Source organism: Aquimarina sp. AD10 (assembly GCF_003443715.1).
Taxonomy (GTDB): Bacteria; Bacteroidota; Bacteroidia; order Flavobacteriales; family Flavobacteriaceae; genus Aquimarina; species Aquimarina aggregata.
In genome coordinates this window covers 4,675,208-4,690,449 of the sequence record NZ_CP031965.1, presented here as the reverse complement: position 1 = coordinate 4,690,449, position 15,242 = coordinate 4,675,208, and the positions used below count along the sequence as shown (strand labels likewise).

Sequence of the window (15,242 nt, the reverse complement as noted above, 5' to 3'; positions counted from 1 at the left end):
CTATTTAGTTTACACAATGAGTTAACCAACTATTTATCTATCAAAAAAGAGAACTAGTCAATTATGCTTGTTTGCGTAAATTCATAAGAAGAATTATCCTTTAGATTCAATTTATTTTTTCGCTGATTGTTTTACAGGAAAGTTTTAAACGATACAGTATCTTAAATAAGGTAAAGATGCTTATACATTGACAAGCTAGTATCAAGGTCATGTAATTGATCATCATAAGGATTAAGTTCTTAATTAATTAGAGTTTAGCTTTTGAATAGCGTTGTGGTAATTGCTATTCTATTTTTAAGTTTGTTTGTGTTCTATATTAATAACAACTAAGGCTTCCTTTTTACTTTAAAAAAAGTCAGTTTTTTTATTCTAACTCAAAGATTTGAGCAAAAAGACTTATTTATAAAACCTAAATATCTCTTTTATAGATTTTTAATTCAAAAGAGCTTACAAGATTTGTACGCTTTAGTTAGTTAAAAAGAGAGAGGAGAAAAACCTCTCTCTTTTTTTAATTAAAAAAATTGTTTACTGAAGAATTACTTTGTTCTGTGTTCTTTGTTTTAATACAGAATCATAAGTCTCTAGTATATATATTCCCGGCTCCAAATCTTCGACAGGTAATACATTTTCACTTCTATTTTTAATGTGTTGTGTTTTAACAACCGCTCCTGTTAGATTAAATAATCTAACTCGTACATCAATGATATCACTAGTACTTTTTGCAGCATTGTTGCGGATAGATACATTTATAAAGTTTGTTGCAGGATTAGGACTTATAACCACATCAGCAACTGCAATTGTTTTTGCAATAGCCGCACCACAATTAGGAGCGGTAGTAGCTGTGCTAAAGTAGATAGTAAATCCTCCTGTCTTAGAAACCAATACAAAATTATCTGCATCCATTGTCGCCCAATACTCTCCATCTAATCCTGTAAATCCTGAACCTGTTATTGTAATTGCTGGTTCTGCTGCATTAAAATTTTGTGTCACTATTGGCAAGAAATTGTTCCACCAACTTGGAACACCATCGTTTGTATTCATAGAGAATTGCCATAAACCATTATTGGCTAAATCCCAATTAATTGTAAAATTAGTAACGTTACTAAGATCAGGACCACCAGTTCCCAAAACATAAATATTTGTATAAGCAGCATTCGGAATTGTTGGTAAAGGATTTGCTAAAGGAGCTCCAAAAGCACAACTTGTATTACCATCGGTAACGTTAATCGTTTTGGTAGTTACAGACGAATCTCCTGTAGCATTAGTTACTGTAAGTGTTGCTATAAATTGACCAATTGTCGTATATGTTGTAGTAGCTGTTGCAGTAGTTGCCGTTTCTCCATTTCCTAAATCCCAAGAATAAGTAAGCGTACCACCTGTGGGATCTACAGATCCTGACCCATCAAAACTAACTGTTAATGGAGCAACTCCTGACTCTGCACTAACTGTAAAAGATGCAATTGGACTGCCATCGGTAACTTTGATAACCTCGGTTGTTGTTCCTGTTTTGCTACCATCACTTACTGTTAATGTCGCTGTATAATCTCCTACTAAAGCATAAATATGAGTAGCCGTAGCACCAACTGCAGTGTTTCCATCTCCGAAATCCCATGCATAAGTTAATGTATCTCCATTTTCATCGGTAGATGCAGAACCATCAAAACTAACTGTTACAGGAGCAATACCAGCTGTTGGCGTAGCAGTAAAATTAGCTACTGGCGCAATATTACCATCTGAAACTACAATATCTTTTGTTACAGGTGTTGAAGTATTCGTTCCATCACTTACAATAAGGGTAACTGTATAGGTTTTGATTTCTGTAAAAGTAACTTTTGGAGTTACTGATGTTGACGTTCCTCCGTTACCAAAGTCCCAAGAGTATGTGAGCGTATCTCCATTTGGATCTGAAGATGCTGTAGCGTCAAAACTAACTTCTAGAGGTGCAATTCCTGATTCTGGTGTTGCAGTAAATGACGCTGTTGGTGTGTTTCCTCCATCAGGCTCATTACCAAATACCAAAACACCATTATCATATACCGGAATATTCACACTTTCTACTGCCCCATTAGCTAGCCCTTGAGCAGACCAATCATTTGCAGTATCATAAGGCACACCGTTTGCTACTCTAATATTAATTTGTGTTTCTGTTCTAAATGCAGGATCTCCTGTAGGAGCAATTGAAGGTAGATTTATGATTTCGGCATAATACACACTTCCTCCTGCTGGCTTAATAGTCATAGTTGCATTACCACCAATTCCATTAAGTGAAATATCATAATCTGCTATTGTTTTTCCAGCAGCAACACCCTCAGCTATATCAAAGTAATATCTATAACTTAATTTATCTGTAACTCTTGCAGGCCAAGCACTTCTGTTTTGAATATTTATACTAATGGTAGTTCCAAATGCATTATTACTATTAAATTTTGAAAATGAACGAATCTCGGCTCTACTAGGAATTTCATCAACTGGAAAATCAGTTAATGGGTTTCCTCCAAACTTTCCATACATTCTGGCTAAAACACCAGTGATACATGCGTTGTAATCACAGGCAACCTCATTCGCTACAAATTCTCCTCTATCATCAACAAAACTATCATTATTTGGTTCTTTTGGTCCTCCTACCACTGCTCCGTAAAGAATATGACTTGCTGCTGTTGGTGGGCCACTATCGCTATTCGTCCAGTTTCCACTATTTCCTCTATGATGCGGATCGTTGGCAGGATTGTTCCCAAAACCATTCATGAAACTTCTATTAATAGGATTATCTCCTAAAGCATAGTCTACCATTCTTTTTGCGAAACCTGTATATCTAGCTTGCTTAACAGGATCTGTAGTTACTTTATCTCCATAAATTAAAGCTAATAAAGATTGATTAGACGCATATCTAATTGTACCCCATTGTCTAAGATGTGGAAGTCCACCAGGTGTAGTGGGAACTGATTCTCCATTTACGTTATGAGCAAAATAATCCAGATTACGCTCAATATCTTGTACATATCTATCTTTTCCCGTTATCTGGGCTAATAATAAATAACATCCATATGCTTTATCATCCCAGGAAAAAGCTTCTTTATATTTAGAAGTAGTACTTTGTCCTTCTTTCTGAAGGTTATCATATTCTGCTTCTGCTTTTGTCAAATACTTTGTATCATTTGTTGCTTTATACATCCAAATTGCTCCCCAAACTATTTCATCATTATAGCTACTAAAAGATCTATAAAAACCCGCTGCATCTGTAATAGAGTTTGAGTATTCATCTCTATAAGTATCGGCAAAATCGTATAGTTGTTTTGCATGTTCTACTAAAGTTGCGCTATAAGTAGGGTCATCTGATTTTATTAAGATACTCATGGCTGCCATTGCCGCTGCAGTTTCAGCAGCAAGATCAGAACCTGGATTAGCTGCATCAATTTTATATGATGGTCTTGCTCTAGGATACACTTCTGGTGAGCCCCACCATCCATGATCAATACCACCATTACCTACCTGACCATATAGTTCATTTGGTGCGGTATGGCACTTTATAAAATAATCGGTAACAAAACGAAGATTTCTTTTTAGAATATCTAATTGACCACTATCTCGATAAGCATCTTCAAATTCAATACCTCCCCAAGCTAAAGAAGTAACACTAAATGCCATTGGAAAATTGAATTTAACATGATCTCCTGCATCAAACCAACCCCCGTTTAGGTCTAATCCAACATCAGATCCATCTTCCATGGTAGAATCTCCTCGCCAGCTTACTCGGTTCCAACTCGGCAACTTACCCGATTGCTGAACTTCGTAGAAGAAAAGCGACTTTTGCAAGGCTTCGCCATAGTTAAACTGCGCAGTCATTGTGCCACACATCAAACACAATAACAGTATTGCACTTGATCTAATTATCTTTTTCATATGTAAAGGTTTTAAAGAATTAATTATTTAGTATTTTAAAAATTTTGATTACTTTTTTAAGACGCAGGCAACATATACCAAGAGGTATTATCAATACTTAAAACATAATCTGTTAGATTATCATTAAATAAAGAAATAACAAAGGCGTTACTCAGAGTCAGACTTGAATCTGGTATTATACCATCAATAAAAATTGTATGAAATTCTGGATTTGGATATATTATGACTTCCTTACCTTGACTTTCGAAAAAGTCATTTTCAACATCTACAGCTATCTCTTCCAATACTGAATCTCTGCACATCAGAGAAAATCCAGATTGAAATAGCATCAATAAGAAAATAAAAGAAATCATTCTTGGATACCATGACACCAAGAACTTTTTGTTAGTTTTCATTAGGACTGAATTTGCGTTTCAATTTTAAATAGCGTTGTGGTATTGCTATTCTGTGTGATGTTTGTTAGCGTCCTATATTTAAATAACAACTGAAGGTTACTTTTTACTTTAAAAAAGTGTATTTATTTTAATTTTTTTCATTTTAGGTAAATTTGAGTTTGTGTTTAATATGATATCTAATTAAAAGAATTGTTCTTTTAATTCTTGTATTATTTTATGTCTTTAAAAATTTAATTATAGCCCTATTATCTACAGCTACAAAATAGAAACCATCTTGTAAGGTCGAAATATCAAGAGTCTTGTTTTTTAGATTATTCTCTACTGTAGTTCTTAAAACCTCTCTTCCCTGTTGATCTAAAACATATATATATGAAGCACCTTTTACATTATGTATATTTATTATATCTCTAGCGGGATTAGGTGACAACTTTATTGTTGTTTCGGTAATTATATAAGGTATTTTATGTTTTGTATTAATCTTTAGATCTTCTTGAGAAACATTTATATCAGACATATCATCATTTAATGATCTAATCTCATTAGTCTCAATAGATATATTCTTTACCTGATCGGTATCCAAAGCTTTTTGCCAATCTGTTCCGATTGGTCTAATATGTGCCTTATACATATAATCATTTCCCAAAGCTGGTTCAGTATATAATTTTATAGTTATTTTTTTATCATGGAAACCTTTAGAAATACGCTCAATTTTGCTACCTAACCAAATATTATTTTTCCAAAAACTAACTGCAATTTCTCGATCACTTGAGGCAATACATTCTAAATTAACTGTATAGTCTGTTTTAATATTTAGCGTGGGGGATACATTCTTAAAAGTTACTTTATCTATGATTAAATCTTGTTTATTTGTGTTTGAGTCAAAACTTCGTTTTGCATGTTTATTCGCAGAAGAATACACGGTCGTTTGAGCTATAGATTGCTCAACAACAACTAACAAAACATATAAAAATAATATAGATTTCAAAAAATTCATAGTACTTAATAAAAGCCGATTTAATATGCTTTTGTAAGGTCTTTTTAAGATCGATTTCAAAAAAATTCGTTTGCAACATACATTACAAATCTGTAATAAATCTGTATATTGTCATAACACACTAATTTATCTTACAGATTTAGGTTGTACTTTTACTTGATATTTATATCAAATAATAAGGAATCATTATTTTAATACAAAACCTGTTTTATCATTAAAATACTTGACAAATAAATAGCCTTGGATTTTATCGTGTTGGTAAAAATTGAATGTATTTTGATTGTATCTCACTTAAAGTATTCTTAGCTCCGAAATAAGAATATTTAAACTATACAAAGCGACACTTCAAATTTACTTTTCTAAAACACATAATTCTACTAAAAGTTGGGATACATTAGGGGTACATAGTTGAAAAAAGGAATACATAAAGCGTACTATTATTGTTCTAATACGTAAATAAATAAAGAAATATAATAAACCCCCAAAATCAAGTGAAACACCTAATCAAAAAATCGCTGATCTTTTATGCACTATTCGCGTTAAGCAATATCCACTCTCAAGACTCTCTAAATCAATCACTCCAAATCAAATATATTGATAGCCTTTCGGAAGTGGCAAAAAAAGACCTAATCGGTAGTGCAGAGTTGTTAAAAGAAATTACTGTTTTATCTCAAGAAATAAACTATACTAAGGGCGAAATACAAAGCCTCATGAACCTTGGAACTTATTACACTAACAATTCTATGATTGATAGTGCAAATTATGTATATGACAAAAGTGAGAATATTTTAAAACAACATCCTGATTTAGAAGAAAATCTATCACATATATATGTAAGAAAAGCAACTATATTAGATAACCAAAGACTACATTATCAAGCACTTGTATACTACCATAAAGCCAACAAAATACAACTAAAGCTTGCAAACAAAAAAGATGCATTAGATTCTAAAATGAAAATTTTAGATTGTCATTTAGCGCTAGGGCAACCAGATAAAGTATTGGCTTATTCTAAAGAATTATTGCAAGATTCTACCATCGTAAATCAAGCCAATCTAAAATATAAATTGTATTCAAAATTGGGTACTGCATACTTTGATAAAAGAGAATATGGACAAGCTATTAATTGGTGGAGTGCAAACTTAAAGGCAATAGAAAATTCTGAAGACAAAGGAGAAATAACCAATTTAATGACCTTAATAGCAGATGCTTATAGAAGTTTAGGAAACTACAAACTTGCTCTTGAAAAAGCTTTAGAAGCTAAAGAAATTTTGAATCATAAACCCGAATTAAGTTCGTATGCCGCTACCAATGCATTAGTTCTAGGCAAAATTTACAATTCTCTTGATAATCCAAATAAATCAATACTCCATTTTAAAAATGTACTTATTCAAAGCCCCGAGGACCCAATGGATATTGCTTTTTCATACAAAAATCTTGCAGCGATATATAAAAGGATGGAATCCTGGAATATGTCTGCCGATTACTACGAGAAATATGGTACTATAATAGATAGTCTATATCGTAAGGGGTATAAAGATATGTCCAGAATTTCTGAAGGAAAAGTACAATTAGTAGAAGAAGAATATAAAAATGAATTACTAACTAGAGACAATGACTTTTTGACTTATAAAAACGAAAAACAAAAACGATACCTTATGATCACTCTATTTATAGGGTTTTGTAGTCTATTGTTTATATTTCTTTCCTTTGTTTTTTATGACAAAAACAATAAGAATCAGAAAAAAGTAGAATTACTTGAAGAGAATGAGAAAAAAATCTTAGAAAATCATATCCAAAGTCGCGAAGAAGAGTTTTTGGCAACCATGATCTCTGTAAATGAAAGATTAAATAAACTTACTACCATTAAAAACAATTTAGCTTCGGCAATAAAATATGACAACAAAGAAGAAATTATCGAAGCAGAAAAAGGGCTAGGCCGATTTATATCGTCCTCTTCTGATCTTACTATTATAAAAAATAGAATAGAATCGCAATATCCCGGTATTACAGCACAAATTCATACCCGATTTCCAGATCTATCTACGAACGATATGAGGCATTGTCTATTAATAAAACTTAATTTATCTATTAAAGAATCTGCTCAATTACTTAGTGTCTCTACTCATGCTGTAAAAATGGCAAGAAAAAGACTAAAAAAGAAAATGAACATACCAGAAGATGTTTCTTTAAAAGATCATTTAAATGATTTAATTGTATAATAACATCTATACAAAAACTTAACTATCGTGATTTACAGAATAATTACAAATGTGTTTTAAACTCTTAAAATTTTCTGTAGTTTGGCCACTCAAAATAGTTCATAAATAATGAAGAATAGCATTTGGTATATTAGCTTGCTCGTATTTACATTTTCTTCTTGTAATTATTTTGTTCTTAAAAAAGATAAAAAAGAAGAATTAGTTAAGGAAAAACTCGACAAGTTTAATTGGGATGAAGTAGAACAGCCCCCATTATTTGTTCCTTGTGAAAACAGTATCGAAGAAGAATTAGAGTTATGTTTTCAAAATACAATTACAAAACATTTTCATCAGTTTTTATCTGATCAACCCATTAAAGTAAAAAAAAGAATTAACGATACTGTTTGGATTCCTGTACTCATTACTAAAAACAGTCAAATCCTTTTAAAAGATTTTGAAATCCCAGACCGTATTGAGTCAGAAATCCCTAATCTTAAAGATTTATTAGAAACAGCCATTAATTCACTCCCAAAAGTGGCTCCTGCTCATAAACGTGGTACTCCTGTAACTGCATTGTACAAGCTCCCCCTTGTAATACGTATCGATTAAACGTATTACTAAACATGAATTACGTAATTTTGTAATATCCAAAATACTATACAAAATTTGAACGACGAAAAAATTATATTAGGCATTGATCCCGGAACGAGCATCATGGGATTTGGACTTATAAAAATAATTAACAAAAAAATGTCTTTTTTGCAACTTAATGAGTTGCAGTTAGGCAAATACGATGATCATTATTTAAAACTCAAACTTATTTTTGAGCGTACTATAGAACTAATAGACACCTATCATCCCGATGAGATTGCTATTGAAGCTCCATTTTTTGGCAAAAACGTACAGTCCATGTTAAAATTAGGAAGAGCCCAAGGAGTAGCAATGGCAGCAGGTTTAAGTCGAGAAGTTCCTATCACAGAATATTCTCCAAAAAAAATCAAAATGGCGATTACCGGAAATGGTAATGCTAGTAAAGAACAAGTTGCTAAAATGCTACAAAGTCTTTTAAAACTTAAAACTTTACCTAAAAATCTTGATTCAACCGATGGTCTCGCCGCAGCAGTTTGTCATTTTTACAATATGGGTCGGGCCGATATTGTTGGAAAAAGTTATACAGGTTGGGCATCTTTTGTAAAACAAAATGAGAAACGCGTTAAAAAATGAATTGGCAATCGTAATTTTCAAAAATATCAAATTCGCAATGTATTGTCTTTTTTTGCTTAAACTATTTCTTATTAAGGTATAGCGTTCATAGAAAATTTAATGCCAATTTCTCTAATTAAACACTAACTAATTTGTCTGGAATTTATATCCATATCCCTTTTTGCAAGCAAGCATGTCACTACTGTGATTTCCATTTTTCGACATCCATGAAAAAAAAGGAAGATATGATCTCTGCTATATGTAATGAAATTGTGCTAAGAAGTCCTGAAATATTAGACAACGAAATTATACAGACTATTTATTTTGGAGGAGGTACCCCAACAGTATTAACTACCGAAGAACTTTTAGTGATTATTAATACTATTTTCGAAAATTATACGGTTTCTAAAGATGCCGAAATAACAGTCGAAGCAAATCCTGATGATCTTACTCCAGAAAAAATTAAATCCCTAGCAAGTAGTCCTATCAATAGACTTAGCATAGGAATACAGTCTTTTTTTGACCAAGACCTTAAGCTTATGAATCGGGCTCACAATGCCGATGAAGCCAAATCTTGCTTATCATTAGCTACTCAACTATTTGATAATATTTCAATTGATTTAATTTACGGCATACCCAATATGTCTATTAATCATTGGAAACAAAACATCCAACTTGCCTTAGATTTTAAAGTACCACATATTTCTTGCTATGCGCTAACCGTAGAACCTAATACAGCCTTACCAAAATTAATCGAAAAAGGAAAAATCCCTCCAGTAAACGACGATATTGCGCAACATCACTTTGAAATTTTGACGGCTACATTAGAAAATGAAGGTTTTAAACACTATGAACTTTCTAATTTTGGTAAACCTAAATATTTCAGTAAAAATAATACTGCATATTGGCAAAACAAAGTCTATTTAGGAATTGGTCCATCTGCACATTCGTATAATGGAAAACAACGAAGCTGGAATATTAATAACAACATAAAATATATAAATGCACTGCAACAAAACATTCTGCCAAATGAAGTTGAAGAACTGTCAATAAGAGACCGATACAACGAGTATATAATGACTGGCTTGAGAACTATCTGGGGAGTTTCTTTAGAAAAAATATCGCAAGAATTCGGGATCGCGTATAAAGATTATTTACTCAAACAAGCGCAAAAAAATATAGAAGAACATCTCTTATTTTTAGATGGTGACACCTTATTGGTTACTAAAAAAGGAAAGTTTTTAAGTGATGGAATTGCAAGTGATCTTTTCTTAGTAAATTTAGGGTAGTAAAAACTAGAAACAGAATCCTAAAACTATTTTATTGTTACCGTATGTATCGTTTAATTTCATAATTCAGGAATATGCAAGAAAAATACGATACAATAGGAGAAAATTATAATAGTACCCGCAAAGCAGATCCTTACATTTTTAATCAATTATTACTACATCTTAATCCATCTTTTTCAGGAAATTATCTTGACATAGGCTGTGGGACTGGCAATTACACCTCTGAGTTTGCAAAAAAAGGATATTCCTTCATCGGTATCGATCCTTCTTCTAAAATGCTGGCAAAAGCTAAAACACAAAACCATTCTATCTCTTGGAAATCTGGCACTGCAGAGAATACTCGACTACCATCGCAAAGTATCGATGGTATTGTTGCAAGTTTAACAATTCATCACTGGCAAGATCTTACACTTGCTTTTTCAGAGTTAAATAGAGTTCTTAAACAAAAGGCGACAATAGTTATTTTTACCTCTACTCCAGAACAAATGAAAGGATATTGGCTAAACCATTATTTCCCAAAAATGTTACAAGACTCAATCATACAAATGCCTTCTTATAACAAAATAGAAACAAGTGTAAATGAAGCTGGGTTGCAAATTGAAAATACCGAAAAGTATGAAATTCGAGATGACTTAAAAGACCTATTTCTGTATTCGGGAAAACATCATCCAGAATTATATACAGACCCTAGTGTTCGCCAAGGAATATCGTCTTTTTCTTCATTGGCTAATGCAGATGAAGTAAAAAAAGGTCTGCTAGCTTTAGAAAAAGATATTGATTCGGGAAAAATAAATGATATTATTGCAGCATATGCAAATACAAAAGGAGATTATCTTTTTATGACGATTAAAAAAGTTTGATATTATTATTTTATGATTGCAACAATACAATATAACGGCAAATCTTATACAATTGATCTTTCTAAACCTCTAGACATTTCAATACCTCTAAGAGCTTCTAAACAGAATGTTAATGCTTGGTACATACCAGAACCAAAGATCGAGCCTGTAACGGATGGTCAATGGGTCGGAAAAGTTACAGAAGGAGCATCAACAAACTTTAATACAATTACCTTTAACCCCCACGGTCATGGTACGCATACAGAATGTGTTGGACACATTACTCCAGAGTTTCATAGCATTAATGATACTTTAAAACGCTTCTTTTTCCTGGCAGAAGTCATCACTATTGTACCGCAAGAACAAAATAAAGATCTAGTCATTACCAAAGAACAAATACAAAAAGCTGTGACTTCAGATCAAATAGAAGCATTAATCATAAGAACAATACCTAATGATAACAGCAAACATGATAAACAATATTCTAATACTAACTGGCCGTACCTAACAGAAGAAGCTGCCACATATATTAGAACACTTAGGATTGAACATTTACTTATAGATTTGCCATCGGTCGATAAAGAAAAAGATGAAGGAAAATTATTGGCACATAAAGCATTTTGGAACTATCCTCAAAAAATTAGATATCAAGCTACTATTACAGAAATGATATATATACATCCTAAAACTAAGGACGGGATCTATTTCTTAAACCTTCAAATCTCATCATTTGAGAATGATGCTTCACCAAGTAAACCTGTTTTATATAAAATAGTGAAATAATGAAAATAACACTACAACTTGAAGAACTTGCAATGCTAGGTTTAGGAATCTATGCTTTTAATTGCTTATCTTATCCTTGGTGGTTGTTTTTAGCACTTTTTCTTGTTCCTGATATAGGAATGCTAGGCTATAGCATCAATACAAAAATAGGAGCAGCTTGTTACAATCTTTTTCATCATAAAGGCCTGGCTATCCTAATATACTTTTCTGGTGTTTTTGGTAATAATGAAATCCTTCAATTATCCGGAAGTATTCTTTTTGCACATGCTGCTTTTGATAGAATCTTAGGATACGGCTTAAAATTCGAAAAAGGTTTTAAATTTACACACTTGGGAGAAATAGGAAAAAAGAATTAGAATGGAGTTATTATTTATAGGACTTATAGGCGGAGCCATCTTATCATATTTTATTTTTGCAAGGTTTACCGCTGCAAAAAAGAAATCTTCTATAAAGACACAGTCTACAGTGCTTATGGAAAAGATCAAAAGCGTCTGTAAACTTGTTACTGTAGAAGGGGATTTCGCAGAAATTTATCATTATGAAAGTGTAAAAGAAAAATTCTTTAGCCTACTGTCTGGAACCAAGAAAGCATTAATATTAATCGATGCAAAAGCCTATGTTGGATTTGATCTATCTCAAGTCAAACTCGAAAGCGATACTAAAAACAAACGTATTATCTTGACTCATTTTCCACAACCCAAACTATTGACTATTGAAACCGACTTTAAATATTATGATAAAAAAGAAGGATGGCTTAACCCTTTTACATCAACAGACCTTACAGAAATTAACAAAGAAGCCAAACAATTTATAAAAGATAAAATACCTAATAGCGGTCTTATGGAGTCTGCTCAAAAAGAGGCGTTAACAGCAATTTCACTAATGGAAACTCTGGCAGAAGCCATTGGATGGAAATTAGATTATTCTGCTTTACAATTGGATAACAATAATACCGATGCAAAACAGTTAAAATAAGAAGTAATGAGTATTAATATCTCTACAGATAAACAAAAATTAAATATTGATTTTATTCATGAATTCTTAACGAGGTCCTATTGGGCAAAAGGAAGAACCAAAGATGAAGTAAGAACTAGTATTGAACATTGTTTAAATTTTGGAGTGTATATAAATACTACACAAATTGGTTTTGCAAGAATTTTAACCGACTATGTTGTTTTTGCCTACGTGATGGATGTTTTTATTATAGAAGAACATAGAGGAAATGGATACGCTAAACAATTAATGAAAGCAGTAACAGAATGTCCTGATTTGCAAAATATCAAACGATGGATGCTCGCAACTAGCGATGCTCATAACCTTTATAAACAGTTTGGGTTTGATGCCATACCTGACCCTTCTAAAATAATGGGAAAACTAATTATTTAATATGAATATTGAAGCTTTTAGAGAGTATTGCCTATCAAAAAAAGGAGTTACAGAGCATTTTCCTTTTGATGAAACAACCTTGGTATTTAAGGTAATGGGTAAAATGTTTGCCCTAACAGGCTTAGAAAGAATTCCGTTTAGTGTAAACTTAAAATGTGATCCAGATAGGGCTATAGAATTACGAGAATACCACTCTGAAATTACTCCTGGATATCATATGAGTAAAAAACATTGGAATACTGTTAACTTTTCGGAAGGTTTAGCTACTAATATGTTGATCGAATTAATAGACCATTCTTATGATCTAGTCGTAAGTGGTTTAACCAAAAAAGTGAAACAAGAACTAGAGAACCTTTAACTCAAAAAAAAGAGAATATGTTGTTTTTTCGAAAAACACAGTAGCGTATTCTTCAATATATATGAATAATCCTAAAGAATTTTATACAGAGCAAATTTCTGAATACACAATAGCGCTAAAAAAAATTAAAAGACAATTAGCACTTTCAAGCACGATACGTTTGTTTGTTTTTTTATCTATTGCTGCAGGTGTCTATTTTGGATATCCAAATAGTCAAATTATTATAAGCAGTCTTCTGCTAGGATCCATTGTATTTATTTATTTGGTCACTCGCCATACCAATCTTACGTATACGAAAAAGAAACTCGAAAAATTAATTGAAATTAATCAATTAGAACTAGATGTTTTTAAGGATGATATTAGTAAACTAGATACAGGAAAAGAGTTTATAGATGCCACTCATGTCTATAGTCATGATATAGATCTTTTTGGAGAACGATCTTTTTTTCAATACGGAAACCGAACAACAACACTTGCAGGAAAAAGTAAATTTGCCTCAATACTTACTGCAAATTCTATTGATCATATAGAACGTAAACAAGAAGCTGTGCAGAACATTGCTAAATTGGCTAAATGGAGACAAGAATTTTCAGCAACGGCTGCATTAGTAAGCGTATCTATTCCGGTAGCTTCAATACAAAAATGGCTGAGTAATTACACTCCTTTTGTTCCGAAAGTAATGAAACTACTACCCATAATCGTATCAACAATTTCAACATTACTAATTGTATTACTATTTCTTAATGTTATCACATTTAATATGCTATTACTATGGTTCTTTATAGGGCTGGGTATAACAGGAACTCAATTTAAAAAAATAAATGCACTATATAACGATGCAGGTAGAGTAAAAGATACTTTTGATCAATATTATAGACTTGTTGAGAAAATAGAAAACACCTCTTTTGATGCTGCTCTGTTAAAAGAAAAAAAACAATTAGTTATTGATGAAAAAGAAAAAGCTTCGCAGATTTTAAAACAGTTTGCAAGTATTCTTAATGCCTTTGATCAACGAAATAATATGATGTTTGGGGTACTTGCTAATGGACTATTTCTTTGGGATATCCTTCAAAGTTACCGAATAGAAAAATGGATTTCTCAAAACCAAAATAAAGTTACCCGATGGTTCGAGGTCATTGCATTTTTTGATGCCTATAATTCACTTGGAAATTTTGTATTTAATCACCCCAATTATAACTATCCAAAAATAGTATCTGGTACTACGACTCTTAAAGCTAAAAATCTTGGGCACCCGATGCTTAAAACAGCAAAACGAGTAGACAATGATATTACTATCGACACAGAACAATTTTTTATTATTACAGGGGCCAATATGGCTGGAAAAAGTACCTTTTTACGTACAGTCGCTTTACAAATAGTAATGTCAAATATAGGCTTACCTATCTGCGCTGATTCTTGTGAATATAGACCAATAAAGTTAATATCAAGTATGCGTACGTCAGATTCTCTAAGTGATGATGCATCCTACTTTTTCTCAGAACTCACACAACTTAAAAAAATAGTTGATGCACTAGACACAAACGAGTATTTTATTATTTTAGATGAGATCTTAAAAGGAACCAATAGTAAAGATAAAGCTGCAGGATCACGAAAGTTTGTAGAAAAGCTAGTGGCCGCACACGCTACAGGTATTATTGCTACTCATGATTTAAGTCTTTGTGAAATTGCTTCAGAGCTACCACAAGTAAAAAATCGATTTTTTGATGCCCAGATTGTTAATGACGAGTTGTATTTTGATTATAAATTCAAAGATGGAGTTTGTCAAAATATGAATGCCTCTTTCCTACTTAAAAAAATGGGGATTGTATAATTTAGTTTCTCTATAGTAAAGATGAATAGAAATTGGTAAATTCACTCTTAGAATTTATTGGTT

The 15,242-nt window shown here is 32.1% G+C and carries 14 protein-coding genes; 11 read left to right on the top strand and 3 right to left on the bottom strand.

Translation table 11 applies throughout. The features are described 5' to 3' along the window. Positions 1–525 precede the first annotated feature (525 nt). The 3 genes from D1816_RS19560 to D1816_RS19550 all read right to left on the bottom strand — a co-directional run bounded on the left by D1816_RS19560 (position 526) and on the right by D1816_RS19550 (position 5,289). Positions 526–3,900, bottom strand: a complete 3,375-nt coding sequence (locus D1816_RS19560) for a glycoside hydrolase family 9 protein (protein WP_118505110.1) — start codon at positions 3,898–3,900, stop codon at positions 526–528. Positions 3,901–3,956: 56 nt separating this feature from the next. Then, the gene (locus D1816_RS19555; RefSeq protein WP_147405135.1) at positions 3,957–4,271 is read right to left on the bottom strand and encodes a hypothetical protein; all 315 of its coding nucleotides are present in this window, start codon (positions 4,269–4,271) and stop codon (positions 3,957–3,959) included. Between the two features lie 238 nt (positions 4,272–4,509). Further along, the gene (locus tag D1816_RS19550) at positions 4,510–5,289 is read right to left on the bottom strand and encodes a T9SS type A sorting domain-containing protein (protein ID WP_118505106.1); all 780 of its coding nucleotides are present in this window, start codon (positions 5,287–5,289) and stop codon (positions 4,510–4,512) included. A 491-nt stretch (positions 5,290–5,780) separates the two neighbouring features. Between D1816_RS19550 and D1816_RS19545 the strand changes: the two genes are divergently transcribed. From D1816_RS19545 to D1816_RS19495, 11 genes are all read left to right on the top strand, one after another. Continuing rightward, complete coding sequence (locus D1816_RS19545; RefSeq protein ID WP_147405136.1) at positions 5,781–7,511, top strand: lipopolysaccharide assembly protein LapB; 1,731 nt, start codon at positions 5,781–5,783, stop codon at positions 7,509–7,511. Positions 7,512–7,619: 108 nt separating this feature from the next. After that, a complete protein-coding gene (locus tag D1816_RS19540) occupies positions 7,620–8,099 on the top strand; it encodes a hypothetical protein (RefSeq protein ID WP_066314756.1) in 480 nt (159 codons plus the stop codon). A gap of 57 nt (positions 8,100–8,156) precedes the next feature. Beyond that, complete coding sequence (gene ruvC, locus D1816_RS19535; RefSeq protein WP_082832456.1) at positions 8,157–8,714, top strand: crossover junction endodeoxyribonuclease RuvC; 558 nt, start codon at positions 8,157–8,159, stop codon at positions 8,712–8,714. A 131-nt stretch (positions 8,715–8,845) separates the two neighbouring features. Then, complete coding sequence (gene hemW / locus D1816_RS19530) at positions 8,846–9,982, top strand: radical SAM family heme chaperone HemW (RefSeq protein ID WP_118505102.1); 1,137 nt, start codon at positions 8,846–8,848, stop codon at positions 9,980–9,982. 74 nt (positions 9,983–10,056) lie between these two features. Further along, entirely contained in the window at positions 10,057–10,842 is a 786-nt protein-coding gene (locus D1816_RS19525) for a class I SAM-dependent methyltransferase (RefSeq protein WP_118505100.1), read from the top strand. A gap of 12 nt (positions 10,843–10,854) precedes the next feature. After that, a complete protein-coding gene (locus D1816_RS19520; RefSeq protein ID WP_118505098.1) occupies positions 10,855–11,604 on the top strand; it encodes a cyclase family protein in 750 nt (249 codons plus the stop codon). Beyond that, entirely contained in the window at positions 11,604–11,960 is a 357-nt protein-coding gene (locus D1816_RS19515) for a DUF4260 domain-containing protein (protein ID WP_066314770.1), read from the top strand. Before D1816_RS19520 ends, D1816_RS19515 begins: the two co-directional genes overlap by 1 nt. Before the next feature lies 1 nt (position 11,961). Next, on the top strand, positions 11,962–12,579 hold the full coding sequence (locus D1816_RS19510) for a DUF4230 domain-containing protein (RefSeq protein ID WP_118505096.1): 618 nt from the start codon (positions 11,962–11,964) through the stop codon (positions 12,577–12,579). A gap of 6 nt (positions 12,580–12,585) precedes the next feature. Further along, positions 12,586–12,990 carry a GNAT family N-acetyltransferase gene (locus tag D1816_RS19505; RefSeq protein ID WP_118505094.1) on the top strand — a complete coding sequence of 135 codons (405 nt, stop codon included), beginning with the start codon at positions 12,586–12,588 and terminating at the stop codon, positions 12,988–12,990. A gap of 1 nt (position 12,991) precedes the next feature. Continuing rightward, positions 12,992–13,348 (top strand): MmcQ/YjbR family DNA-binding protein, encoded by a 357-nt coding sequence (locus D1816_RS19500; RefSeq protein ID WP_066314777.1) that lies wholly within the window; start codon positions 12,992–12,994, stop codon positions 13,346–13,348. 61 nt (positions 13,349–13,409) lie between these two features. Then, positions 13,410–15,179, top strand: coding sequence for a DNA mismatch repair protein MutS (locus tag D1816_RS19495; protein WP_118505092.1), 1,770 nt, complete (start codon positions 13,410–13,412; stop codon positions 15,177–15,179). The last annotated feature ends 63 nt before the right edge of the window (positions 15,180–15,242 follow it).